The organism is Enterococcus sp. LX10 (assembly GCF_023539285.1).
In the GTDB taxonomy this organism is placed as follows: Bacteria; Bacillota; Bacilli; order Lactobacillales; family Enterococcaceae; genus Enterococcus; species Enterococcus faecalis.
In genome coordinates this window covers 2481367-2506160 of record NZ_CP092784.1, presented here as the reverse complement: position 1 = coordinate 2506160, position 24794 = coordinate 2481367, and the positions used below count along the sequence as shown (strand labels likewise).

At 39.4% G+C, this 24794-nt stretch carries 20 protein-coding genes, 1 pseudogene and 1 other annotated feature; of the genes and pseudogenes, 18 read left to right on the top strand and 3 right to left on the bottom strand.

Going from position 1 to position 24794, the window contains the following annotated elements; all coding sequences use genetic code 11:
* Nucleotides 1–5 precede the first annotated feature (5 nt).
* From opp2A to MKZ30_RS11760, 7 genes are all read left to right on the top strand, one after another.
* Nucleotides 6–1784: an oligopeptide ABC transporter substrate-binding protein Opp2A gene (gene opp2A / locus MKZ30_RS11790; RefSeq protein ID WP_002408275.1), complete on the top strand. Its 1779-nt coding sequence runs from the start codon at nucleotides 6–8 to the stop codon at nucleotides 1782–1784.
* Between the two features lie 329 nt (nucleotides 1785–2113).
* The gene (gene rnc / locus MKZ30_RS11785; RefSeq protein ID WP_002354946.1) at nucleotides 2114–2806 is read left to right on the top strand and encodes a ribonuclease III; all 693 of its coding nucleotides are present in this window, start codon (nucleotides 2114–2116) and stop codon (nucleotides 2804–2806) included.
* Between the two features lie 20 nt (nucleotides 2807–2826).
* Entirely contained in the window at nucleotides 2827–6405 is a 3579-nt protein-coding gene (gene smc / locus MKZ30_RS11780; protein ID WP_033600678.1) for a chromosome segregation protein SMC, read from the top strand.
* A gap of 24 nt (nucleotides 6406–6429) precedes the next feature.
* Nucleotides 6430–7257, top strand: a complete 828-nt coding sequence (locus MKZ30_RS11775; protein WP_002359053.1) for a Cof-type HAD-IIB family hydrolase — start codon at nucleotides 6430–6432, stop codon at nucleotides 7255–7257.
* Between the two features lie 2 nt (nucleotides 7258–7259).
* Entirely contained in the window at nucleotides 7260–8588 is a 1329-nt protein-coding gene (gene ftsY, locus MKZ30_RS11770; RefSeq protein ID WP_016633571.1) for a signal recognition particle-docking protein FtsY, read from the top strand.
* A 297-nt stretch (nucleotides 8589–8885) separates the two neighbouring features.
* Nucleotides 8886–9371 (top strand): cupin domain-containing protein, encoded by a 486-nt coding sequence (locus tag MKZ30_RS11765; RefSeq protein ID WP_002381091.1) that lies wholly within the window; start codon nucleotides 8886–8888, stop codon nucleotides 9369–9371.
* A gap of 119 nt (nucleotides 9372–9490) precedes the next feature.
* Nucleotides 9491–9889 (top strand): VOC family protein, encoded by a 399-nt coding sequence (locus tag MKZ30_RS11760; protein WP_010816824.1) that lies wholly within the window; start codon nucleotides 9491–9493, stop codon nucleotides 9887–9889.
* A gap of 50 nt (nucleotides 9890–9939) precedes the next feature.
* Here MKZ30_RS11760 and MKZ30_RS11755 read toward each other — a convergent pair whose 3' ends face one another.
* Together MKZ30_RS11755 and MKZ30_RS11750 are read right to left on the bottom strand one after the other, a co-directional pair.
* Nucleotides 9940–10836 (bottom strand): YitT family protein, encoded by an 897-nt coding sequence (locus MKZ30_RS11755; RefSeq protein ID WP_002365354.1) that lies wholly within the window; start codon nucleotides 10834–10836, stop codon nucleotides 9940–9942.
* A gap of 189 nt (nucleotides 10837–11025) precedes the next feature.
* Nucleotides 11026–11532 carry a cysteine hydrolase family protein gene (locus MKZ30_RS11750; RefSeq protein ID WP_033601324.1) on the bottom strand — a complete coding sequence of 169 codons (507 nt, stop codon included), beginning with the start codon at nucleotides 11530–11532 and terminating at the stop codon, nucleotides 11026–11028.
* Between the two features lie 170 nt (nucleotides 11533–11702).
* Here MKZ30_RS11750 and gshAB point away from each other — a divergent pair, with 170 nt between their 5' ends.
* Both gshAB and MKZ30_RS13370 read left to right on the top strand, forming a co-directional pair.
* Nucleotides 11703–13973, top strand: coding sequence for a bifunctional glutamate--cysteine ligase/glutathione synthetase (gene gshAB / locus MKZ30_RS11745; protein WP_002368430.1), 2271 nt, complete (start codon nucleotides 11703–11705; stop codon nucleotides 13971–13973).
* A gap of 162 nt (nucleotides 13974–14135) precedes the next feature.
* Nucleotides 14136–14204, top strand: a pseudogene (locus tag MKZ30_RS13370) (putative holin-like toxin); the annotation flags it as partial.
* Between the two features lie 559 nt (nucleotides 14205–14763).
* Here the strand turns inward: MKZ30_RS13370 and MKZ30_RS11740 are convergent.
* Nucleotides 14764–15216, bottom strand: coding sequence for a YueI family protein (locus tag MKZ30_RS11740; RefSeq protein WP_002383256.1), 453 nt, complete (start codon nucleotides 15214–15216; stop codon nucleotides 14764–14766).
* Nucleotides 15217–15400: 184 nt separating this feature from the next.
* Here MKZ30_RS11740 and fitA point away from each other — a divergent pair, with 184 nt between their 5' ends.
* The 9 genes from fitA (at nucleotide 15401) to MKZ30_RS11695 (ending at nucleotide 24423) form a co-directional block, all read left to right on the top strand.
* The gene (gene fitA, locus MKZ30_RS11735; protein ID WP_010816821.1) at nucleotides 15401–16348 is read left to right on the top strand and encodes an iron chelate ABC transporter permease FitA; all 948 of its coding nucleotides are present in this window, start codon (nucleotides 15401–15403) and stop codon (nucleotides 16346–16348) included.
* Nucleotides 16345–17310, top strand: coding sequence for an iron chelate uptake ABC transporter family permease subunit FitB (fitB, locus tag MKZ30_RS11730; RefSeq protein WP_002371665.1), 966 nt, complete (start codon nucleotides 16345–16347; stop codon nucleotides 17308–17310). The genes fitA and fitB overlap by 4 nt, the downstream gene beginning before the upstream one ends.
* Entirely contained in the window at nucleotides 17307–18062 is a 756-nt protein-coding gene (fitC, locus tag MKZ30_RS11725) for an iron chelate ABC transporter ATP-binding protein FitD (RefSeq protein ID WP_002354962.1), read from the top strand. Before fitB ends, fitC begins: the two co-directional genes overlap by 4 nt.
* Nucleotides 18063–18100: 38 nt before the next feature.
* Nucleotides 18101–19054, top strand: coding sequence for an iron chelate ABC transporter substrate-binding protein FitD (gene fitD, locus MKZ30_RS11720; RefSeq protein ID WP_002419600.1), 954 nt, complete (start codon nucleotides 18101–18103; stop codon nucleotides 19052–19054).
* A 147-nt stretch (nucleotides 19055–19201) separates the two neighbouring features.
* Nucleotides 19202–19447 (top strand) — a binding site (T-box leader).
* A gap of 49 nt (nucleotides 19448–19496) precedes the next feature.
* Nucleotides 19497–21140, top strand: coding sequence for a peptide ABC transporter substrate-binding protein (locus MKZ30_RS11715; RefSeq protein ID WP_002383260.1), 1644 nt, complete (start codon nucleotides 19497–19499; stop codon nucleotides 21138–21140).
* A gap of 21 nt (nucleotides 21141–21161) precedes the next feature.
* Nucleotides 21162–22382: a peptidase T gene (pepT, locus tag MKZ30_RS11710; protein WP_010816819.1), complete on the top strand. Its 1221-nt coding sequence runs from the start codon at nucleotides 21162–21164 to the stop codon at nucleotides 22380–22382.
* 85 nt (nucleotides 22383–22467) lie between these two features.
* Nucleotides 22468–23025, top strand: a complete 558-nt coding sequence (locus MKZ30_RS11705) for a GNAT family N-acetyltransferase (protein WP_002419597.1) — start codon at nucleotides 22468–22470, stop codon at nucleotides 23023–23025.
* A gap of 34 nt (nucleotides 23026–23059) precedes the next feature.
* On the top strand, nucleotides 23060–23671 hold the full coding sequence (locus MKZ30_RS11700) for a YktB family protein (protein WP_002416537.1): 612 nt from the start codon (nucleotides 23060–23062) through the stop codon (nucleotides 23669–23671).
* A 380-nt stretch (nucleotides 23672–24051) separates the two neighbouring features.
* Nucleotides 24052–24423: an LPXTG cell wall anchor domain-containing protein gene (locus tag MKZ30_RS11695; protein ID WP_010816818.1), complete on the top strand. Its 372-nt coding sequence runs from the start codon at nucleotides 24052–24054 to the stop codon at nucleotides 24421–24423.
* Nucleotides 24424–24794: the final 371 nt, after the last annotated feature.

Sequence of the window (24794 nt, the reverse complement as noted above, 5' to 3'; positions counted from 1 at the left end):
AAGAGATGAACAAGAAACGGATTTTAGGTGCAATCACGTTAGCTTCTGTGTTAGTATTCGGGTTAGCTGCATGTGGTGGCGGTAATAAAGGCGGGGGCAATAAAGCAACGGAAACAGAAGACATTTCAAAAATGCCAATCGCTGTTAAAAATGATAAAAAAGCAATTGATGGCGGGACATTAGATGTCGCTGTAGTTATGGATACACAATTCCAAGGACTTTTCCAGCAAGAATTTTATCAAGACAACTATGATGCACAATACATGCTTCCAACGGTACAGCCATTATTTAACAATGATGCAGACTTTAAGATTGTCGATGGGGGTCCTGCAGATCTGAAATTAGATGAAGATGCCAATACAGCAACCATTAAATTACGTGACAATTTGAAATGGTCTGACGGTAAAGATGTGACGGCAGATGACGTGATTTTCTCTTATGAAGTCATTGGTCATAAAGACTATACAGGGATTCGTTATGATGATAACTTTACGAATATTGTTGGTATGGAAGACTACCATGATGGTAAATCGCCAACCATTTCTGGCATAGAAAAAGTCAATGATAAAGAAGTTAAAATCACTTACAAAGAAGTTCACCCAGGAATGCAACAATTAGGTGGCGGTGTTTGGGGTTCAGTTTTACCAAAACATGCCTTTGAAGGAATTGCTGTTAAAGACATGGAATCAAGCGATGCAGTTCGTAAAAACCCTGTGACTATTGGACCATACTACATGAGTAATATTGTGACAGGTGAATCTGTTGAATACCTACCAAATGAGTATTACTACGGTGGCAAACCTAAATTAGATAAATTAGTGTTCAAATCTGTTCCTTCTGCGAGCATTGTAGAAGCGATGAAAGCGAAACAATACGATATTGCATTATCAATGCCAACAGATACGTATCCAACCTACAAAGATACTGAAGGGTATCAAATCTTAGGACGTCCCGAACAAGCCTACACGTATATTGGCTTTAAAATGGGTACGTTTGACAAAGAAACAAATACAGTGAAATACAATCCAAAAGCTAAAATGGCAGATAAAAGCTTACGTCAAGCCATGGGCTATGCAATTGACAATGATGCAGTCGGCCAAAAATTCTACAACGGCTTACGAACAGGGGCAACAACGTTAATTCCACCAGTCTTCAAGAGCTTGCATGATAGCGAAGCGAAAGGCTATACGCTTGATTTAGACAAAGCGAAAAAATTATTAGATGATGCTGGTTATAAAGACGTAGACGGCGATGGCATTCGCGAAGACAAAGAAGGCAAACCACTAGAAATCAAGTTTGCTTCAATGTCAGGCGGCGAAACTGCACAACCACTTGCTGATTACTATGTCCAACAATGGAAAGAAATTGGCTTAAACGTAACGTATACAACAGGACGCTTAATTGATTTCCAAGCATTCTATGATAAATTGAAAAATGATGATCCAGAAGTAGATATCTATCAAGGCGCGTGGGGCACAGGTTCAGATCCTTCACCAACCGGCTTATATGGTCCAAACTCAGCCTTTAACTACACACGTTTTGAGTCAGAAGAAAATACTAAATTACTTGATGCGATCGATTCAAAAGCATCATTTGATGAAGAAAAACGTAAAAAAGCCTTCTACGATTGGCAAGAGTATGCCATTGATGAAGCGTTTGTAATCCCAACGCTTTACAGAAATGAAGTCTTGCCTGTCAACGACCGTGTAGTTGACTTTACTTGGGCAGTTGATACGAAAGATAATCCATGGGCAACGGTGGGTGTCACTGCGGAAAAACGTTAAACAACGTTCCGCTGATTTAATAGAGATAGAACGAGGTCGGGACAGAAGTGTTTAACTCCGAGAAATAAGGAGGAGTTGCTTCTGTTCCCGCCGTTTATCAGTTTTTGAGCGTGGCGCAAAAATCCAAAGTGATTTTTGTCCCACGCTCTTTCTATCTCTTACGTAAACAAACGCTTTTATCTCAGTCATAGCCCTATTTATTTATTTTTTTCTAAAAAATAATGAGAACACAGTGAATAACAGGCTTTTTCTGAATAGAACCATTTAAAAAAAGTGAAAAAAAAAGTATAATGAAACAAGGTGTAAATAAATGTAAAGGAATGTGGAGAATGGACAATCAGTTAACAACAGAGTTAAAAGAACGTTACGGCATTGTTTTCCATGATGTCAATCTATTAGAGCAAGCTTTTACTCATTCATCCTATGTGAATGAGCATCGCTATTTAAAATTATCCGATAATGAACGTCTTGAATTTTTAGGAGATGCAGTTTTAGAATTAATTGTTTCACAATATTTGTATTTAAAATTCCCAGAACTTCCAGAAGGGAAATTAACGAAGATGCGCGCAGCCATCGTTCGGGAAGATAGTTTAGCCAAATTTGCGAAAGAATGTCACTTCGACAACTACATTTTATTAGGTAAAGGAGAAGAAGCATCGGGCGGACGAACACGTGCATCATTATTATGTGACTTATTTGAAGCCTTCTTAGGTGCCCTCTACTTAGACCAAAAAGTTGGCGCAGCCAAGAAATTTATTGAAGACGTTATTTTTCCGAAAATTGATGCCGGTGCTTTTTCACATGAGATGGATCACAAAACACAATTACAAGAAGTTTTACAACGCAAAGGCGATGTTTCAATTGAATATCGCTTAATTAAAGAAGAAGGCCCTGCTCATGACCGCACCTTTTTCACTGAAGTTTACATGAATGGTGAACTCATTGGGTTAGGCCAAGGAAAATCGAAGAAGTTAGCTGAACAGGATGCCGCTGAGCGGGCACTGAAAAGTATTCCTCAGTAAGGCTGGAAGGAGCAATATTCGTGTATTTAAAACGAATTGAAATTACAGGATTTAAATCATTTGCAGATAAAACCATTATTGAATTTGAAGATGATGTGACAGCAGTGGTTGGTCCGAATGGAAGTGGGAAAAGTAATATCACGGAAGCCGTTCGCTGGGTATTAGGTGAACAATCTGCGAAAAACCTTCGCGGTGGCAAAATGAACGACATTATCTTTGCCGGTTCGGAAGGTCGTAAGCCGCTAAATATTGCGGAAGTTACCGTGACGTTAGACAACAGCGACCATTATTTAGCATTGGATTATAGTGAGATTAGTGTCACCCGTCGTTTAAAACGAACGGGCGAAAGTGACTTTTTTATTAATAAACAAGCGTGCCGTTTAAAAGACATTCAAGATTTATTTATGGATTCAGGGTTAGGCAAAGAATCTTTTTCAATTATTTCACAAGGGAAAGTTGAAGCGATTTTTAATAGTAAACCTGAAGACCGTCGAGGGATTTTTGAAGAAGCAGCGGGCGTTTTAAAATACAAACAACGAAAGAAAAAGGCTGAACAAAAGCTTTTCGAAACCGAGGACAACTTAAGCCGTGTCCAAGATATCATTTACGAGTTGGAAGACCAATTAGTTCCTCTAGCCGCCCAAGCAGATACGGCTAAAAAGTATTTAGCTTTGAAAGAAGAACTTACCGAAATTGATGTCAATTTAACTGTGACCGAAATTCAAGAAGCAAAAGCTATTTGGGAAACGAAAACGCAAGAATTAACAGCCATTGAAGAAAAGTTAGCTGACGCAAGTAAGCAAGTCCATGACCTAGAAGGCAAATTGGTACGTTTACGCAGCAAGCGCAATCGTTTAGATGAACAAATTGAAACGGAACAACAACAATTATTACAAGTGACAGAAGCGTTGAAACAAGCAGAAGGACAAAAAAATGTTTTAATTGAACGTTCCAAACACACCTCCCAAACGGCAAGCGAATACGAAGAGACATTGGCAGAAACAGCCGAAAAAATTGTTCGTTATCGAGAAGAATTGCAGACGCTGGAAACAGCAATCGCAGAAAAAACGGTACAACGTCAGACGTTAAAAGAAGCATTGGCTTTGGCAACGAAAGATGTGGAAAAATATAGTAAGTCTTCTAAAGAATTGATGGAGGAATTGCGCAGTCAGTATGTGGAAGTCATGCAAGAACAAGCCAATACAGCCAATGACTTAAAATATTTAGAACGACAATATCAACAAGAAACAGCTAAAAATCAACAATCGCTAGCAAAACACGAAGCGCTAGAAGAACAGATGGTTGAAGCTCTCGCAATGAAAGAAACGCTAGAAAAAGAGCAAAAAGTCGCAAAACAAGGCTTACAAGAACAACTGGAAGAATACACCGCGTTGAAAGCAACGCTTGAAGCCAAACGTGAACGATTAGCACGGCGTCAAAACGATATGTACCAAGCGATGAATCAAGTGCAACAAGCGAAGGCACGCCAAAAAAGTTTGCAAGAAATTCAAGAAAATTACGCTGGCTTCTATCAAGGTGTGAAAGCTGTATTGCGTCACAAAAACCAATTAACTGGGATTGTTGGCGCAGTGGCTGAGTTAATTGAAGTGCCTAAAGAATATACGTTGGCGATTGAAACGGCCCTAGGTGGTGCGGCGCAACATATTGTTGTGGAAAATGAGAAAGATGGTCGAGCAGGCATTACCTTCCTAAAACAACAACACAGTGGCCGGGCAACCTTTTTACCATTGACTACCATTAAGCCGCGCTCTGTATCGGCGATGGTTCAGAATCGTTTGGCTGGTGCACCGGGCTTCGTGGGGATTGCCAGTGAATTAGTTCGTTATCCAGAACAAGTACAAACCGTTATTCAAAATCTCTTAGGCGTCACGATTTTAGCGGCAGATTTAACGAGTGCCAACCAGTTAGCAAAATTAGTCAATTACCAATATCGCGTTGTCTCATTGGAAGGCGATGTGATGAATCCTGGCGGTTCGATGACTGGGGGAGCCAATAAACGTGGCAACCAAGGAAGCCTATTTTCACAAGCGCAAGAACTTCAAACAATTACTGAACAAATGACTCAATTAGAGACACAACTAAGAAGTGTGGAACAAGAAGTCCAAGCGCTCTCGCAAGAAGTGAAAACAGCCACGGAACGTGCAGAAATGTTGCGCTCTGCTGGTGAACAAAATCGCTTAAAACAACAAGAAATTGACAATAAATTAGCCAATCAAACAGAAACGATTACTCGTTTAACAAAAGAAAAACGTCTGTTTGAATATGAATCACGGGAATTGCATCAATTCTTAACCGAATATCAAACGAAAAAAGCCACATTGACAGAGCAACAAGCAAACTTAATGGCAACGAAAGAACGTTTAGATGCTGAAATGAAACAAGTGGAACAAGAAGCTAGCCAAATGGAAACCTTTAAAACCCAAGCGCAAGAACGCTTGACGACAGTTCAAGCAGAACAAGCAGTAGCGGCGGAACAATGTGCCCATTTTGCTCGTCAAAAGCAAGACAAACAAGAACAATTGGACGAATTGTTGATTCGAGAAACGGCCATCCGTCAACAGCTACAACAACTAAGTAGCCATTCTAGCGATCACCAGTTAACCGAAGAAGGCTTAGCGGCACAAGTCGCGCAATTAGCGGAGAAACAAACAGCGTTGCAAACGTCTTTACAAACGGCACGCAGTCAACGACAAGCGTTGCAAGAAGAAGTAGACGAGTTAGATACAAAATTAGCGGAAGAAAACAAACGCCAACAACAGTATTTAGCAGATAAAACACAAATTGAAGTCCTAAAAAATCGTGCAGAAATGCAATTAGATAGCTCGTTAAGTTACTTACAGGAAGAATACAGCTTAACCTTTGAAGCTGCCTATGAAGCGTATTTCCCAATCGATGATTTAGCGCAAGCGCAGCAAACAGTGAAACGCCTAAAACAAGAAATTGAGCGGTTAGGACCTGTTAACTTAAGCGCCATCGAGCAATTTGAACAAGTCGATGAACGCCATCAATTTTTAGTCAGTCAACGAGATGATTTATTAAATGCGAAAGAACAATTATTTGAAACCATGGATGAAATGGACCAAGAAGTGAAAGAACGGTTTAAAGAAGTCTTTGAAGCAATTCGTGGCCAGTTTAAAGTGGTATTTCCTAATATGTTTGGTGGCGGCCGGGCAGAACTGGTGCTAACTAACCCAGAGGATCTCTTGAATACAGGGATTGAGATTGAGGCGCAACCACCAGGGAAAAAATTACAACATTTAAGCTTGTTGTCTGGAGGCGAACGGGCATTAACAGCGATTGCGTTACTCTTTTCAATTATTCGTGTTCGACCCGTTCCGTTCTGTATTTTAGATGAAGTAGAAGCAGCTTTAGATGAAGCCAACGTTGCTCGTTTTGGCCATTATTTAAGCGAATTTGAAGATGGTACACAGTTTATCGTGGTGACACATCGTAAAGGGACAATGGAAGCCGCAGATGTTTTATATGGCGTGACTATGCAAGAATCTGGGGTTTCAAAAATCGTTTCAGTTCGCTTGGAAGAGGTCAAAGAAGGTGGCGCAATTGAAAAAAGCAATTAGCCAGAAGCAAGGAGGAGCGAACGTTTGATAAAATTAGTTGCTATTGATTTAGATGGAACATTATTAAATAGCCAAAAAGAGATTTCTTTACGGAATAAACAAGCACTGATGGCTGCGAAACAAGCAGGCGTGAAAGTTGTTATCTGCACAGGTCGACCTTTGGCAGCTATTGGTCCTTACTTAGAAGAATTAGGTTTACAAGATGAAGGCGATTATAGCATTACTTTTAACGGCGGGTTGGTTCAAAAAAATGATACAGGGGCCATTATTGAGAAAACATTGATGCCCTTGGAAGCGATTCATGAGCTGTACCAATTAGCAACCACACTCAATATGCCGTTTGATGTCTTATCCGATGAGGTCGTGATGCAACTGCCTTCTGCCCCAAATTATCCTTCAATTTATAGTTCTCTAAACAAATTATTAACCTTTGAGTCCTACAAATTAGAAGAGTTAACCCCGAATCGAATTTATAATAAAGTTGTTGTTGCGATTGATGAAGCGTATTTAAATGAACGCATCAAGGAAATTCCAGCCTCTTTTTATGAGCGTTTTGAAATTATTAAAACGCGAAATAACTTATTAGAATTTATGCCAAAAGGGATTACGAAAGCCTATGGTATTTCCTTGTTAGCCAAAGATTTAGGAATCCGTGCAGAAGAAATCATGACCCTAGGGGACGAAGAAAATGATTTACCGATGATTGAATACGCTGGCTTAGGTGTCGCCATGGCAAATGCGATTCCATTAGTTAAAGAAGCCGCAGATGTCGTTACAGACACGAATGACCAAGATGGCGTTGCCAAAGCGGTCGAAAAATATATTTTAACGCCGTTGGAAGGAGGCCAATAAGAATGGGATTTTTTGATAAAATTAAAAAAGCTTTTTCCGCTGAAAAAAAGGAAGAAGAAAAACAAGAGATTGTTGAAGAAACAGTAGACGAAACACCAAGTGATGAATCAGCGCCTGCTGAATCAAAAGAAACCGCAGCAGAAGAGGCGCAAACAACGCCAGAAACGGCAGCGGAAGAAGTTGCAGAAACAGCCGATTTAACAGATAACGCTGAAATGGAAAAATTAGCTGATGTAGAAGAAGCATTAGAAGAAGAGCCAGAAGAAATCTTGACAGAGGAAACACAAGAAGTTGTTGTGGAAGTGCCTGAGGAAGAAAGTAGTGTCGTGACTCCGTTGGCAGAACCAACAGACACGCAGGTTTCAGAAGAAATTGAAGAGTCGAAAGAAGAGCAAGTCCAAGAAAAATATGAAAAAGGCTTGGAAAAAACACGTAAAACATTTGGTCAACGGTTGAACGAATTGTTTGCTAATTTCCGGAGCGTCGATGAAGATTTCTTTGAAGAATTAGAAGAAACGTTGATTGGTGCAGACGTAGGCTTTGATACATCCTTAAAAATTACAGAAGCCTTGCGACAAGAAGTGAAACTGCGAAACGTGAAAAAACCAGCTCAAGTTCAAAATACCATCATTGAAAAAATGGTTGATTTGTATGAAGAAGCAGGAATTAATGAAAATAACGCGATTAACTTACAGCCAAATGGCTTAACCGTGATTTTATTTGTCGGTGTTAATGGAGTGGGTAAAACAACCAGCATTGGTAAATTAGCCCATCAATACAAGTTGGAAGGAAAGAAAGTTTTAATGGCAGCTGCCGATACGTTCCGAGCGGGCGCCATCGATCAATTAGTTGTTTGGGGCGAACGGGCTGGCGTTGAAGTTGTGCGTGGGAATGCTGGCGGCGACCCAGCAGCGGTCGTTTTCGATGCAGTGGAACGTGCCAAAGCAGAACAGGCCGATGTTTTGCTAGTGGATACAGCAGGTCGTTTACAAAATAAAGTCAACTTAATGAAGGAATTAGAAAAAATCAAACGAGTCATCCAACGAGAAATTCCAGATGCGCCTCACGAAGTTCTCTTAGTCGTGGACGCAACTACTGGTCAAAATGCGATGACACAAGCTAAACAGTTCAAAGAAACAACCGATGTCACTGGCTTAGTTTTAACCAAACTAGACGGAACAGCCAAAGGTGGTATTGTCATTGCTATTCGGAATGAATTACACTTGCCAGTGAAATTAGTTGGTCTAGGTGAAGGCATTAACGATTTAGAACCATTCAATGCCAACGATTTCGCAATGGGCTTATTTAAAGGCTTATTAAAAGATGTTTAGTTGTAGAAAATAAACAGGTTTGGGAAGAACGTGGGACAGGAGCCTGGGACAAAAATCACTTTGGATTTTTGTCCCAGGCTCAAAACCTGATAAACGGCGGGAACAGAACCAACTCCTTCGGAAATAAGTCGAAATTCTCCAAAAATTAAAGAGCAATTTTCGGAAATTTCTTCTTATTTCTCGGAGCTAAACGGTTCTGTCCCGACCTCCTGTCCCGCCGTTTATTTTAGGATTAGGACGGATGTTCTAAGTTCTTCCTAAATTGTTTCTGAAAAAAATGAAGGAGTGAGGGAGAAGATGACAGAACAAATGTGGATTGAGAAGTTAGGATTAGAAGCGCATCCTGAGGGCGGTTATTTTAAACAAACCAATAAAAGTGAACAATTGATTCCGACCAAACGAGGCGAACGGGCGTTGCATACAGCGATTTTGTTTCTATTAAATACAGAAAGTCCGTCACATTTTCATCGTTTAAAAGCGGATGAATTATGGTTTTTTCACGATGGTCAGCCGTTAACCGTTCACTGTATTTTTCCTGATGGAACGTATCAAGCTGTTCAGTTAGGGAAAGACTTAGTTCAAGGACAACAGCTTTCGTTCTCAGTTCCTGCCGGCACAATCTTTGGCTCTACAGTAGCGACAGGATTTGCGTTAGTCAGTTGTGTGGTTACACCAGGCTTTGAGTTTGAAGACTTCGAGTTATTTACTCAAGCGGAATTGTTAAACGATTATCCACAACATAGTGAAATCATTCAGCACTTGGCTTATCGAGAATTACCTTAAGAAAACGTTTTAGTAACATTTCTTTTATGAATATGCTAGTATAAATCAAACAAGCTTGTTGATTTTGTCGCAACGCACACTTAGCTGTCGTAGATGATTAAAAGAAAGGGATGAATCACATGGGCACAATGGTTTTTGTTAACTTCCCAGTAGCGGATGTCCAACGTTCTACAGCATTTTATGAAAAACTTGGATTCAAAAAGAACGAGGAATTTTCAACAGAGGAAGCTAGTTCGATGATGTGGGATGATCAATTTTGGATTATGTTGTTGAACCATGACTTTTATGGAAAATTTATCCAAGAAAAGCAAATTATTGATGCGAAAACAACCAGTGGAGCATTAATTTCCTTTAGTTTAGAGAGTGCCGAAGCCGTAAAACAGTTTGGCGAAATCGCCAAAGCTAACGGAGGCAACTGTTACCGAGTTGATATGGGAATACCAGAAGAGCAAATGTATGGCTTAGAAGTGCAAGATTTGGATGGCAATAGCTTAGAACCTGTCTGGATGAAGATGTAAAAAGAGCCGCAAAATTTCTACAGATTTTGCGGCTCTTCTCCTACAAAAAACTATTGTAAATTATTGGCATTAGTAGCTTCAACACCATAAGAATCAGCTACTTTTTTCAAGCTAAATCCTTTTCCGTAAACTTCACTTGCACTCATTGAAATCAAAAAGGCTTCTTCATCAATCTCAAGAATGGCTTCTTTTAAGCGGGGAAAATCTTTTTCACGAATGACGGTCATTAAGAGCATGCCTTTCGCGCTTCGATAACCGCCTTCGATTGGCACCAAGGTCACACCTTTATCTAGTTCACGTAATAAGCGTTCTTGAATAGCGACATATTTTGGTGAAATAATCATCACATTCTTCGAGCGAACCAGACCAACTTGAATCATGTCAACGACACGACCAATTGTAAATAAACAAATTAAAGAGAATAACACAATATCTGCATTAAAAGCGTACATTGCTGATAAAATGACTAAACCATCGACGAATAAAATAGCAATACCTAAGGAAACTTTGAAGTATTTATTGACAATTTGTGAAATGATTGCTGTACCACCAGTTGAGGCATTGCCACGGAAAACCAAGCCTAGGCCAGCACCTGTAATAATACCGCCAAATAATGCTGCTAGAAAAATATTATGTGTTAAAACAGGCATCCCTGAAGTAATTCCTACAAAAAATGGATAAATAAGACTGCCATAAATGGTTTTGACACCGACCTCTTTCCCAAGAAGTAAGAAACAAAGCACTAAAAGAGGAATATTGATGGCGTAAAGAACAATGGCGGGACTAATCCCGAAAACATAATTAATAACAATACTAATGCCATTGGCTCCGCCTGCCACAAGTTTATTTGGCAATAAGACCGCATTGATTGAAATGGCCAAAATGAATGCACCGACTGTTACATAGGCGGTGTCTTTTAAACGTTGGGCTGTAAAAAATTTGTTCATAAAATACCTCCAATTATTTATTAGTTTAGTGAATGATGACATAAAAAAAGACAGAACATGAGAGACAAGCCTAATCGACTTATGTCCCACACTCTAAATCTTCAACTAATCAACTGAACACTTTTTCCTTATACTAACATGAAATACGACAAGAAAACATAGTGAACAAACAATTTTTTGGAAAAGCTCTCAATTTATTGAAGGCAAAAAAGTCAAAAAGCGGCCAGCCCAAATAGCTTCATGATGTTGGATAATTTGTGCCGCGGTTAAATGCCCATTATCCAAGGTGGAAGTGGTTTTCGGTGTCATCAAACACGTATAGCCTAAACCATGAGCCATCCGAATTGTAGTGTCCACACAAAACTCGGTTTGGACACCAGCAATTTCTAACGTTTGAATGGCTTGTTCCGTCAATAAATCATTTAAATTTGTTTGGTAAAAGGCATTCGCATGTGTTTTGCGGATGAAAAAATCTGTAGGTTGTGCATCCAGTTTTTCAAAAAGTTGCCAAGAGTCTGAGCCAAAAGGTAGTTCAGTTTCTTCATGTTGAACAAAAATAATGGGCGCATGGTGTTGGCGGTAGACAGCAATACGCTGATTGACTTTATCCAACACTGCTGGTAGACGGTACAATTGCTGCGTCGGACTTTCGATGCCTTTTTGAAAGTCAATTAAAAGTAATGCACGATTTTTCATGAGCAATCCCCACTTTCTATAAACTAGTTGTTTTCAGTATAACGGAAAAAGGCGCTCTCTAAAAGTGTCTCGAAAATTCCCAAGCGAACGTTCAAAAAAACAGCATATTTACTCGTTTTCCTATATAATAGTAAGAGAAACAGATAGTTTGTAGAAAGAAAGGCGACAAGATGAATTATAGAGAATTAATGCAAAAGAAAAATGTTCGTCCTTACGTATTGATGGCTCGTTTTGGTTTAGAAAAAGAAAACCAACGTAGTACACGAGAAGGGCTTTTAGCGACAACTGATCATCCCACGGTTTTTGGTAACCGTTCTTATCATCCATATATTCAAACAGATTTTAGTGAAACACAATTAGAACTAATCACGCCTGTAGCAAATAGCGGCACAGAAATGCTTCGTTTTTTAGATGCCATTCACGATGTGGCTCGTCGTTCGATTCCAGAAGATGAAATGCTGTGGCCATTAAGTATGCCCCCACAATTACCAACAAAAGATGAAGAGATTAAAATTGCTAAATTAGATCAATATGATGCAGTGTTATATCGTCGTTATTTGGCAAAAGAGTATGGCAAACGAAAACAAATGGTCAGCGGAATTCATTTTAATTTTGAATATGACCAAGCCCTGATTCAGCAATTATATGATGAACAATCCGAAGTGACAGATTGCAAACAATTTAAAACGAAAGTGTACATGAAAGTTGCCCGTAACTTTTTACGTTATCGTTGGTTAATTACGTATCTTTTTGGGGCTTCGCCAGTTAGTGAAGACGGCTACTTTAGGGTCTACGACGACCAACCGCAAGAACCCATTCGCAGTATTCGGAATAGTACGTATGGCTACAGAAATCATGACAATGTGAAAGTATCGTATGCTTCATTGGAACGCTATTTAGAAGATATTCATCGCATGGTGGAAAATGGTTTACTTTCTGAAGAAAAAGAATTTTATGCGCCTGTGCGCTTACGTGGCGGGAAACAAATGTCTGATCTGCCTAAAACAGGTATTCGCTATATCGAGTTGCGTAATTTAGACTTAAATCCTTTTTCACGTTTAGGCATTGTGGAAGATACCGTGGATTTCTTACATTATTTCATGTTGTATTTATTGTGGACAGATGAAAAAGAAGAAGCGGATGAATGGGTGAAAACTGGGGATATTTTTAATGAACAAGTGGCTCTTGGTCATCCTCATGAAACGATTAAGTTAATTGCAGAAGGCGATCGGATTTTTTCAGAAATGATTGATATGTTAGATGCTCTAGGCATTCGCAAAGGCAAAGAAGTTGTCGGTAAGTATTATCAACAACTGCGGAATCCACAAGACACCGTTTCTGGCAAAATGTGGACGATTATTCAAGAAAACTCCAACAGTGAATTGGGTAATATTTTTGGAAACCAATATCAAAGTATGGCCTTTGAACGCCCTTATCAATTAGCTGGTTTCCGTGAGATGGAATTATCCACACAAATTTTCTTATTTGATGCGATTCAAAAAGGTCTGGAAATCGAAATTTTAGATGAACAAGAGCAATTTTTGAAACTGCAACATGGCGAGCACATTGAATACGTCAAAAATGCCAACATGACTAGCAAAGATAACTACGTGGTACCATTGATTATGGAAAACAAAACCGTGACAAAGAAAATTTTGTCTGCAGCAGGTTTCCATGTGCCTGGCGGTGAAGAATTTTCATCTTTTATTGAGGCACAAGAAGCACATTTGCGCTATGCCAATAAAGCGTTTGTCGTGAAACCAAAATCAACGAATTACGGTTTAGGAATTACCATTTTTAAAGAAGGCGCTTCGTTGGAAGACTTTACGGAAGCGTTACGGATTGCTTTTAAAGAGGACACAGCGGTTTTAATTGAAGAATTTTTACCTGGAACAGAATATCGGTTCTTTGTGTTAGATAATGATGTAAAAGCCATCATGTTGCGCGTGCCAGCCAATGTTACCGGAGATGGCAAACATACTGTAGAAGAATTGGTGGCCGCTAAAAATAGTGATCCATTGCGGGGAACCAATCACCGTGCACCACTAGAATTAATCCAGTTAAATGATTTAGAAAAACTAATGTTGAAAGAACAAGGTTTAACTATCTATTCTGTGCCAGAAAAAGAGCAAATCGTGTACTTGCGAGAAAATTCTAATGTTAGCACGGGCGGGGATTCGATTGATATGACCGATGTCATTGATGATAGTTATAAACAAATCGCCATTGAGGCCGTAGCTGCTTTAGGAGCCAAAATTTGTGGCATTGATTTAATCATTCCTGACAAAGACGTAAAAGGCACACGTGATAGCTTAACGTACGGGATTATTGAAGCAAACTTTAATCCAGCCATGCACATGCATGTGTATCCTTACGCTGGAAAAGGACGCCGTTTAACAATGGACGTTTTAAAACTTTTATACCCAGAAGTGGTTCAATAAAAAAAGAATACCGCCAAAAAATTCATAATAGATTTTTTGGCGGTATTTTTTATAAAAACGTTTTCTTGGTGCACCCAATAGGTTATACTAAAGCTATTACCAATGAAAGTTGTATGACGGTGGCTCTGAGTTAGAGAGGCAGGTGATGCCTATGTGTATCCGATGTACTTTAACGAAAGGAGCATTTTTTTGTCAATCGAAGCGGCATTGGAATTGATGATTAGTTTTGCTCTGAGGCTAAGGCGAAAGCGTTTAGCTCCGAGAACCAAGTAGGTACTGTTTAACATCTATTTGCTTTGCAAATAGTGTTTCTCAGCAATAAGAAGGAATTTCCGAAAATAGTTCTTCAATTTTTGGAGACCAAGTAGGTATTATTCATCATCGAATCACTACGTTCTTCGTGATTCTCAACAATTTCGGCTTATTTCCGAAGGACCTTCAACTCTTAGAGCTTTAGCTCTTAGAAGTTGTTGAGATCGAAGCAACGCGTAGTGTTGCTTTTGTTCAGCTGATTAGCGTTTGTTGCGTTACTGATTTTCGGTATCCTTGAAGCAACGAAAAACAATAAAAAATAACCGTTCATAAGCTTGACAGGCCGAACGGTTAAATAGTAACAAAAATTTAACTCAGTAAGCCACCAGTTCTTATAACTGGCGCTGGTATAAAGGAGAGGTATGTACCCGCATACCTCTCTTTTTCATCTTTATAATAGCACAATTCTATTATAAATGGAAGCGCTCATAACTTATGTTTAAACAATTCAATGACTCGTAACTTTCCTCGAGCTTTTTTATGAGTGAAATAGTTTTTGCCAGAAGCCTTTTTTAGCTTTTGGCTCTTCTTTTGGCGTTTCGGTTGCTTGAGGATATTTTTCTGTAACGTCAATCACAGGTTCATCGACTGCATGTTTTTCAGCTAACAGTAAGCCGAGAGAGTCAGGGTTGTTCTCCACAAAATTGTTAACAATCTTAAAGGTTGCGCCATGCTGATTTAATAATTTAATATAGGTACTTTGCAGGTCAGAAGAGATTTCGCCGTTTAAAAGTACTGTAACTTCAGGATGCTTCGCTAATTCTTCTAATAAATGTTGTTGGTTCTGTGCATCTTTCATTTCAGCGACGGTCATGGAGAGACGGCAGCGTTCACGAAATGTGCCCATGTATTTGTGTTGTTCTTCAGGATTGACGAGGGGCGTACCGTACATTCCTTTATCCAGACGTTGTTGTAAGTCATCATTCGCCATTCAGTAACACTCCTTTCCTAACGTTTCCCTCCATTATAGCATATCTTAGATAAGTCGTTGGTCAGTCGGCTTGAGAAGAAGTTTTTAAGAAAGGAAAAAAAGTGGTTGCATTTGTGATGGTTTTCTCATACACTGTAATTAAGAATGAGAATCATTCTCAATTAAATAAAAATGGAGTTTTCTCATGAAAAAGATTGGTTTGTTTGTTCTACTATTACTTTTCAGCTTATTGTCATTAGTGATAGGGGTGAAGGACATTGCACTTTCTCAGTTGTTTCAATTAGATGCGCAGCAACAATTTGTTTTATTTACCACCCGTGTTCCCCGCACGTTGAGTTTAATCATTGCTGGTAGTACGATGAGTATTTCTGGATTGATTATGCAGCAACTCACACAAAATAAATTTGTCGCTCCTAGTGTCGCTGGAACAACCGATAGTGCAAGGTTGGGTATTTTAGTTGCAATGTTATTTTTCCCAACAGCTCCGTTTCTCTATCGAACGGCAATTGCTTTTATTTTTGCGCTAAGCGGGACCTTATTATTCTTAGCGCTCATTCGATTATTACCAAGTAAGAATCAAGTGATGGTCCCTTTGGTGGGCGTGATGTTTGGTAACATTCTAGGCTCAATTGCCACATTTTTTGCCTATCAATACCAATTGGTTCAAAATATGTCTGCTTGGTTACAAGGAAATTTTTCCACAGTTATGAAAGGGAATTATGAATGGTTATTTTTAATGATTCCTTTGTGGTTTGTTATTTATTTATTTGCTTATCATTTCACTGTCGTTGGTATGGGTGAAGCATTTGCAAATAGTCTTGGCGTCCATTACCAGCGAATTCAGTTTTTAGGTTTGACGCTGGTTGCTTTAGCAAGTGCCATCGTTTTATTGATGGTGGGGAATATTCCGTTTTTAGGGGTTGTGATTCCCAATCTCGTGTCTTTACGTTATGGCGATCATATGAAAAATACCTTGTGGTTAACTGGGAGTTGTGGGAGTTTGTTCTTGTTAATCTGTGATATTTTAGCACGAGTATTGATTGCCCCTTATGAAATTCCTGTCAGCGTGGTTGTCGGAACATTAGGGAGCATTTTGTTCATTTTATTATTACTAAGGGGGCGCAAACGATGAAACGGCCTTTAAAAAAATGGCTTTCATTACTTTTGCTTTTAGCTGCCGTAGTAATTGTGAGTCTTTGTTATTTAACTTATAACACGTATGGCAATTGGTCCTTTGCTTTGGCGTTACGAGGCAAAAAGTTATTGGCTTTTATTTTTGTCGGAATCGCTGCGGCTTTTTCAACCATTAGTTTTCAAACAGTCACGCAAAATCATTTCCTAACGCCAAACATTTTAGGGATGGATTCCTTGTATGTCTTTGTGCAGACGGTGTTATTTTTTCTTTTAGGAGGCGCACAAGCGTTAGGTCAAGTAAGTCTTGGCTCGTTTTTGATGAACGTCTTTTTAATGGTGTTTTTAAGTACTAGTTTATCGTATTTTCTATTACGCAAAAATCAATCCGATTTATTTTTATTATTGATGATTGGCATGATTTTAGGTACTTTTTTCAGTAGTATCAGTACGTTTTTACAAGTGATTATGGATCCTAACGAATACGACTTACTCCAAGGAAAGTTGTTTGCCAGTTTCGGTAACGTCAATAGTCAGTATCTCGTTTTCGTTGGTGTGGCGGTACTCATGATTTGTGGGATACTTTGGCGGGAAAGTTACCGTTTAGACGTTTTACATTTAGGGAACCATCAAGCCCAGAATTTGGGGATTGCTGTGAATCAGTTTCAATTAGTGTTGTTGTGTTTGATCAGTAGTCTGGTCGGCTTATCAACAGCATTAGTGGGACCGATTACATTTTTAGGTTTTATCGTGGCCAATATGAGTTATCAATTCATGAAAACCTATCGCCACCGAGAACTGTTTGTGGCAGGGAGTTTAATAGCAGTCTTTTTACTGGTGTTTGGTCAATTGATGGTTGAACAGGTCTTTCATTTGAATACCCCGCTCAGTGTGGTGATTCAATTTGTTGGGGGCGTTTATTTTATATGGAAAATTATTGCAGAAAGGAAGCAACGCACATGATCCAGATGAGTGATGTATCAAAAAAATATGGCGATAAATTTGTCGTTTCAGACATTGATTTACCTATTTCTGAAGGCAAATTAACGGCCTTTATTGGGCCGAATGGCGCTGGGAAAAGCACGCTGCTAGCCATGATGAGTCGCTTAATTCCCAAAGATACCGGGGAAATTTATCTGGACAAGCAAGAAGTAAAAACCTGGAAGCAATCGGCTTTTTCACAAAAAATTGCCCTTTTAAAACAAGCCAACGGTGTACAACTTAAATTAACTGTGCGAGAACTGGTCAATTTTGGCCGCTTTCCTTATTCCAAAGGTCGCTTAAAAAGCGCTGACCATGAAAAAGTAACAGAAGCACTGGAACAATTGGGCTTAACTGAAATGGCAGAAGAATACATTGATACCCTTTCTGGGGGCCAATTACAACGGGCGTATATTGCCATGATTTTAGCCCAAGATACCGATTATATTTTATTGGATGAGCCCTTAAATAACCTCGACATGAATTATGCGGTTCAAATGATGCAGATTCTTAAACGCTTAGTGGATGAACTAGGAAAAACAATTCTGATTGTTCTACATGATATTAATTTTGCCGCAAGCTATGCAGATGAAATTGTCGCCATGAAAGGCGGAAAGCTCTATGCGCATGGCGCAACAGAGGAAGTTATTCAAACAAGTATTTTAAATGATCTTTATGAAATGAATATCCGGATTTGTGAAATTGAAGGAAAACGCTTTTGTCTTTATCACTAAATCGAGCAATTTAAAAATAACGTTTTTGGAGGAAAAGAATGAAAAAGAAATTTTTAGCAATGATGGCAGTTTCAATGATGGGACTGTTAATGTTAAGTGCTTGTCAAACAAATAAAAAAACAGCAGATTCTGCAACAACAGAAACAGCAGCTAAAACGGAAGTCACAGTCAAAGACACCAATGGTCAATTAACCGTTCCCAAAAATCCTAAGAAAGTCGTTGTTTTTGATAATGGTTCCTTGGATACAATGGATGCACTAGGTGTTGGTGACCGCGTGGTAGGTGCGCCAACCAAAAATATCCCTGCGTATTTGGAAAAATACCAAAAAGTTGAATCAGCAGGCGGTATTAAAGAACCAGATTTAGAAAAAATCAATCAACTAAAACCAGACTTAATTATTATCTCTGGTCGTCAACAAGATTATCAAGAACAATTAAAAGCCATTGCGCCAACCATTTACTTAGCTGTAGATGCCAAAAATCCTTGGGCATCAACGAAACAAAATATTGAAACATTAGGCACTATTTTTGGTAAAGAAGAGGTAGCCAAAGAAAAAATAACCGGCTTAGAAAAAGAAATTGCTGACGTGAAAAAACAAGCAGAAGCTAGCGCGAATAATGCGCTTGTTGTGTTAGTTAACGAAGGACAACTTTCCGCTTACGGAAAAGGCTCTCGTTTCGGTTTAATTCATGATACATTTGGCTTCAAAGCAGCAGACGATAAGATTGAAGCTTCCACTCATGGGCAAAGTGTTTCTTACGAATATGTTTTAGAAAAAAATCCTGGGATTCTCTTTGTGGTAGATCGTACCAAAGCAATTGGTGGCGACGATTCAAAAGATAACGTCGCTGCAAACGAATTGATTCAAAAAACCGATGCTGGTAAAAATGATAAAGTCATTATGCTTCAACCAGATGTTTGGTATCTAAGTGGTGGTGGATTAGAATCAATGCATTTGATGATAGAAGATGTTAAAAAAGGATTAGAGTAAAATTGTTTTAGAAAAGAGGAATTGAAACCTCTTTTCTTTTTTTGATGAAAAACAAAAAAGTTTTAAATTAAAAATGTGGTTGACGGCCTCGAAAATGTTTGCTAAACTATCCGTAAATCAGTATGATTGATGAAACAAATAAAAGAACAAAATGTGATGAGAAGGAAAGTACTTTTTAAAATAGCTTGCAGAGAGCCTCGTTTGGTGAGAAGAGGTAGTGACGTTAAAGAGGAAAATGGCCTTTGAACAGGTTGGTTGAAGCCGTTCGCTTAAACCAATTCAGGTGCGCCTGTTATAGCGCTACAGTATGATTGTACTGGAAACGAGCGGATCTTTTTTAGCGAAGAGATCAACAAAGGTGGTACCGCGATTGCATAAGCATTCGTCCTTTTTAGGACGAATGCTTTTTTTATTTGTTTAAAAAATATGAGGGGGCAACAACATGAAATTGGGGAAAAAAGTAGTAGGTTTGATTGCAACAGGGTTTCTTTTAGCCGCATGTGGCGGAACCAAAGAAGCAGCAGAGAAAGTAGATTCGGGAAATTTAGCAGCTGAACAAAAAATCAGTATTAGTTCACCTGCACCAATCTCAACATTGGATACAACACAAACAACAGATAAAAATACCTTTACAATGGCACAACATTTATTTGAAGGCCTGTATCGGTTTGATGATGATAGTGCCACGGTGCCAGCTCTAGCTAAAGATGTCAAGATTAGTGACGATGGGCGCAAGTACCACTTTACCTTGCGGGAGGGGATTAAGTGGAGCAACGGCGAGCCAATCACGGCCCAAGATTTTGTTTATTCTTGGAAAAAACTGGTGACACCAGCGACGATTGGACCGAATGCCTATTTACTAGATAGTGTTAAAAATAGTTTTGAAATACGCAACGGTGAAAAGTCAGTCGATGAATTAGGGATTTCAGCCCCTAATGACAAAGAATTCATTGTTGAATTAAAACAGGCCCAACCTTCCTTCTTAGCAGTCGTTTCGATTGCTTGGTTAGCGCCACAAAATCAAAAATTTGTCGAAGCGCAAGGTAAAGATTACGCCTTGGATAGTGAACATTTACTTTATAGCGGGCCATTTACGCTAGCCAATTGGGATGCGACTTCAGATACTTGGACATTGAAAAAAAATCCAGAATACTATGATGCGGATCAAGTGAAACTGGAAGAAGTTGCGGTTAGTACAATCAAAGAAGATAATACTGGGATTAACTTATATCAAGCGAATGAACTAGACTTAGTTCGCATTAACGGACAATATGTTCAACAATATCAAGAGGATCCAGGCTATGTCAGTCATCCAGATGTGGCCAACTACTTCTTAGATTTCAACAAAAAAGAAGGAACGCCATTAGCGAATGTTCATTTACGAAAAGCGATTGGCCAAGCAATTGATAAAGAAGCCTTAACACAAAGTGTCTTAAACGATGGGTCAAAACCCCTCAACGGATTGATTCCAAGTAAACTTTATGCGAACCCAGAAACAGATGAAGATTTCCGAGCTTACAGTGGCGAATATTTGAAAAATGACATCAAAAAAGCTCAAGCTGAATGGACGAAAGCCCAGGCGGATGTCGGTAAAAAAGTGAAACTTTCCTTGCTAGCGGCAGATACAGATCAAGGAAAACGAATTGCGGAATATGTTCAAAGTCAGTTACAAGAAAATCTGCCAGGTTTAGAAATTACCATTTCATCGCAACCAAGTAATAATGTGAACCAATCGCGACGTGAAAAAAATTACGAGTTGTCTCTTTCAGGTTGGATTGCCGGCAGTAGTGAATTAGACTCTTACTTTAACTTATATGCAGGAGAATCAAGTTACAATTATGGCAATTATCATAATGCCAAATACGACCAACTGGTAGAAGATGCACGAACGATTAATGCCAATAATCCAGAGAAACAGTTTGCAGAATACAAAGAAGCGGAAGACATCTTGTTGAACCAAGATGCTGCCCAAGTACCGCTGTATCAAAGTGCCTCAAATTATCTAATCAATCCTAAATTGAAAGGCATTAGTTATCACTTGTATGGGGATTATTTCCACTTGCGCAATGCTTATTTAACAGAATGATTCAGGAAGAAGGAGTAAGAAATGGAAAAATTAGTCGAACGATTTTTAACTTACGTGAAAGTTAACACCCGTTCAGATGCCAACAGTCAAACCACACCGACGACGGTCGGGCAAGTGGTTTTAGCAAGAATGATTGAAACAGAACTGCATGAATTAGGTTTGGCCGATGTGCATTATAACGAACAAAACGGTTTTTTAACGGCACGGTTGCCTGGTAACCAACCTGCAGCGAAGAGCATCGGCTTGATTGCACATCTGGATACGGCGGATTTTTCAGCAGAAAACATCCGTCCACAAGTCATCACTAATTATGATGGCCAAGATGTCCTCTTGAATCAAGAACAAGGCATCGTTTTATCGGTTGCTGAATTTCCCAATTTAAAAGAGTATCAAGGGGAAACGTTGATTACTACAGACGGAACCACACTTTTAGGAGCAGATGACAAAGCGGGAATTGTCGAGATTTTAGCTGCTGTTGAGTATTTTTTGGCACATCCAGAAGTAGCGCGGGGGGATGTTTGGCTCGCTTTCGGTCCAGATGAAGAGATTGGACGCGGGGCCGATCAATTTGATGCGCCGAACTTCCCAGTCGCTTTTGCGTATACAATCGACAGTGGCCGCGTGGGGCATTTCGAGTATGAAACGTTTAACGCTGCTCAAGCTGTGATAACAATTGAGGGAACCAGTGTCCATCCGGGAACGGCCTATGGTTCGTTAGTAAATGCCATTAAATTAGGCGAACAACTTGATCAATCACTGCCGCAAAAGGAAGTACCAGAACAAACACGTGGAAATGAAGGATTTTATTTACTCAATAAATTTACAGGAAGTATTGAAAAAGCAGAACTTGTCTATATCATTCGGGATCATGATCAAGAAAACTTTCAAGCGAGAAAGCAATTTTTGGAAAAACAAGTTCAACGTTTAAATGCGCTGGCGGATAAACCCAGACTAACAATTACTTTCCAAGACCAATATTATAATATGAAGGAAATCATCGAAAAAGATTGGACCCCTGTGGAATTAGCCGTCCAAGCAATGGAAAGTTGTGACATTGAACCAATTATCACACCTTTTCGTGGCGGGACAGATGGTTCTAAGATTTCTTTCATGGGCATTCCCACGCCTAATCTATTTACAGGAGGCGAAAATTTTCACGGGCAATATGAATTTATTACCGTTGAATCAATGGCCAAAGCTGTTCAAACAATCATTGCCATCATTCGCCTAAACGCTAATTAAAGAAACACGCGAGGGAAATGCCGATTTTCCTTGCGTGTTTCGCTGTTTTTCGGTAAAGTATTTAGAAAAGTAGGGAGTTTTGCTCATGAATTATCCATTGATTTTTGCAGAAAACCAACAATTGGAAACGGAACGATTGCATTTACGACCAGTGACATTAGCAGATACAGATGATTTATTTGAATATGCTTCAGATGAAGAAACGACGCGTTTTGTGTTTCCTAAAAATGAAACCAAAGAAGAAACAAGAGCCAGTATTGCGAAATATTTTATGGGGGAACCTTTAGGAAAATATGGGATTGAAGTGAAAGAAACGGGCAAAATGATTGGCACGATTGATTTGCGGGTCAATGAAACCAATAATATTGGAGAATTAGGCTATGTCTTGAACCGTGCCTTTTGGGGCAAAGGCTACATGCCTGAAGCCGCGACAGCGTTAGTTGAACTGGGTTTTGCAAAAATGAAACTCATGAGAATCTTTGCTTTACATGATCAAGACAATCCAGCTTCTGGTCGTGTCATGGAGAAAATTGGTTTTACCTACGAAGGAACACTGCCCAATGCCCGAATTAGTAAAGGGAAAATTGTCACAGATGTTTATCGTGGGATGACGCTGGAAACATGGCAAAATCGACAAAAATAGAAGTGTAAGACAAGTTGAGAGAGGAATTAGAGAAATGTTGATGTTTACAGAAAAAGAATTCGCAGCCTTTGAAGTTGCTGGATTAGATGAACGAATGGCGGTTATCCGTGCGCAAATTCAACCGATTTTTCAAGAATTAGACACTTATTTTGCCGAACAACTAGCGCCTGAACTAGGAACGGAGTTGTTTGTCCATATTGCGCAACATCGCCGTCGCACCGTGTATCCACCAGAAAATACTTGGTCCGCACTCAGTCCGAATAAGCGTGGCTATAAAATGCAGCCGCATTTTCAATTAGGCATTTGGGGCGACTATGTGTTTATGTGGTTGTCATTCATTGATAATCCTAAAAATGAAAAGCAGATTGCGCAAGCCTTTTTAGAGAATCAGCCATTATTCCAAGCTTTACCAGAAGATACGTATGTTTCCTTGGATCATACGGTTCCTCAAATTACTCCGCTGCCAGACACGGATTTAGAAAAAGCCTTAACTCGTTTTAGAGATGTAAAAAAAGGGGAATTTGAAATCGGGCGCATCATTCCCAAAGATAGTGCTTTATGGCAAAGCCCTGAAAAAGCACGCGCTTATATGTTGGCAACCTACCAACAACTCCTGCCATTGTACCAATTGGCTGTTGCCCAATAAGAGAAACAGACAGTTATTTTTTGCTTTGGTGTTATTTTATTTAATTGTACAAGCGTCAAAAATTAGAAAAGCTCACAATGTTAGTGTTCAACACTAACATTGTGAGCTTTTCTAAAGTTTTACTAGTAAAACTTTAAGAAATTAAAGGCGTTTTCTAAAGAATGGACGTGTTTTGACAATCATTTTCAAAGGATATCTTTAAATAACGAAGCGGGAAAGGCTTGCTATATAAGAGACTTGTGAAAAATAGGATTGTCAAATGGAAAATAATGGTGTTTTGAAAAGCTGTTTCTTTGTTATCATGGAGGTATAAAAAAAGGTTCTTTGAGCAGCAGGAAGTAAAAGCTCAAAGCGATTGTTGATTTAAAGGAGGTTTTTAAATGAAAAAAAAGCGTTATTTAGTACTTGCGTGCCTACTATTTTCCCCTAGTCTTTTTATAAATGCTGAAGCGTCTGAACGTGGTTCTAGTTCGGTGGGGATTGAATTTTACAAAAAAGCACCCCCGAAAGTAGCTCCGAAAGAAAAGCCCTCACCGAAAACAGACGCGCCAAGTCCTAAGGGGCAAGTATCGGGACAGACGAGAACTAATCAAGCCGGTGTGGTAGGCGGTCAAGGTACCCCTACCACTGGCGACAAACAACTACCGAGTACAGGAAGTAAGAGCCAGGCCAATCTTAGCATACTTGGCTTCGTCGTACTTGGCCTTGTAGCAATAGTACATAGAAAGAGGGGACGACATGAAGCAAAATAAATGGCAACGTCTTGCAGCTATTGGCTTATGTGGTTCTTTGCTAGTAAATGCCTTTTCGGGCGTGACGGCAGTTGCGGAAACCGTGACGATTGAAAGTAGTCCGACCGCCGAAAGTAGTGTGAAAGAAGAAACACAAGCAAGTAGTGAAACGCAAGAAACAACGACTGAAACAAGTCGGGAAGTGGCAGAGAAGACAGAGCAACCAGTAGAGGTGCAGAATCAAGAAACTGTTGATACATCACAAGATGCCTTCGCAGAAAATAATCAATCAAAAGGTGTGCCACCATCCGAGACTACACCGATATCATCAGAGGCAAATCCATCCCAAATTAAACCGAGATGGGTTCCTTTAAAAACGGTTGTTTATCCTA

Excerpts from the sequence above, each read along its gene's own strand:
- MKZ30_RS11740 (WP_002383256.1), bottom strand. The coding sequence starts at position 15,216 with ATGGCGAATGATGACTTACAACAACGTCTGGATAAAGGAATGTACGGT.
- fitD (WP_002419600.1), top strand. The coding sequence starts at position 18,101 with ATGAAAAAGAAATTTTTAGCAATGATGGCAGTTTCAATGATGGGACTG.
- MKZ30_RS11755 (WP_002365354.1), bottom strand. The coding sequence starts at position 10,836 with ATGAACAAATTTTTTACAGCCCAACGTTTAAAAGACACCGCCTATGTA.
- rnc (WP_002354946.1), top strand. The coding sequence starts at position 2,114 with ATGGACAATCAGTTAACAACAGAGTTAAAAGAACGTTACGGCATTGTT.
- fitB (WP_002371665.1), top strand. The coding sequence starts at position 16,345 with ATGAAACGGCCTTTAAAAAAATGGCTTTCATTACTTTTGCTTTTAGCT.
- fitC (WP_002354962.1), top strand. The coding sequence starts at position 17,307 with ATGATCCAGATGAGTGATGTATCAAAAAAATATGGCGATAAATTTGTC.
- ftsY (WP_016633571.1), top strand. The coding sequence starts at position 7,260 with ATGGGATTTTTTGATAAAATTAAAAAAGCTTTTTCCGCTGAAAAAAAG.
- fitA (WP_010816821.1), top strand. The coding sequence starts at position 15,401 with ATGAAAAAGATTGGTTTGTTTGTTCTACTATTACTTTTCAGCTTATTG.
- MKZ30_RS11750 (WP_033601324.1), bottom strand. The coding sequence starts at position 11,532 with ATGAAAAATCGTGCATTACTTTTAATTGACTTTCAAAAAGGCATCGAA.
- MKZ30_RS11705 (WP_002419597.1), top strand. The coding sequence starts at position 22,468 with ATGAATTATCCATTGATTTTTGCAGAAAACCAACAATTGGAAACGGAA.
- MKZ30_RS11765 (WP_002381091.1), top strand. The coding sequence starts at position 8,886 with ATGACAGAACAAATGTGGATTGAGAAGTTAGGATTAGAAGCGCATCCT.
- opp2A (WP_002408275.1), top strand. The coding sequence starts at position 6 with ATGAACAAGAAACGGATTTTAGGTGCAATCACGTTAGCTTCTGTGTTA.
- MKZ30_RS11760 (WP_010816824.1), top strand. The coding sequence starts at position 9,491 with ATGGGCACAATGGTTTTTGTTAACTTCCCAGTAGCGGATGTCCAACGT.
- MKZ30_RS11715 (WP_002383260.1), top strand. The coding sequence starts at position 19,497 with ATGAAATTGGGGAAAAAAGTAGTAGGTTTGATTGCAACAGGGTTTCTT.
- MKZ30_RS11695 (WP_010816818.1), top strand. The coding sequence starts at position 24,052 with ATGAAAAAAAAGCGTTATTTAGTACTTGCGTGCCTACTATTTTCCCCT.
- gshAB (WP_002368430.1), top strand. The coding sequence starts at position 11,703 with ATGAATTATAGAGAATTAATGCAAAAGAAAAATGTTCGTCCTTACGTA.
- pepT (WP_010816819.1), top strand. The coding sequence starts at position 21,162 with ATGGAAAAATTAGTCGAACGATTTTTAACTTACGTGAAAGTTAACACC.
- MKZ30_RS11700 (WP_002416537.1), top strand. The coding sequence starts at position 23,060 with ATGTTGATGTTTACAGAAAAAGAATTCGCAGCCTTTGAAGTTGCTGGA.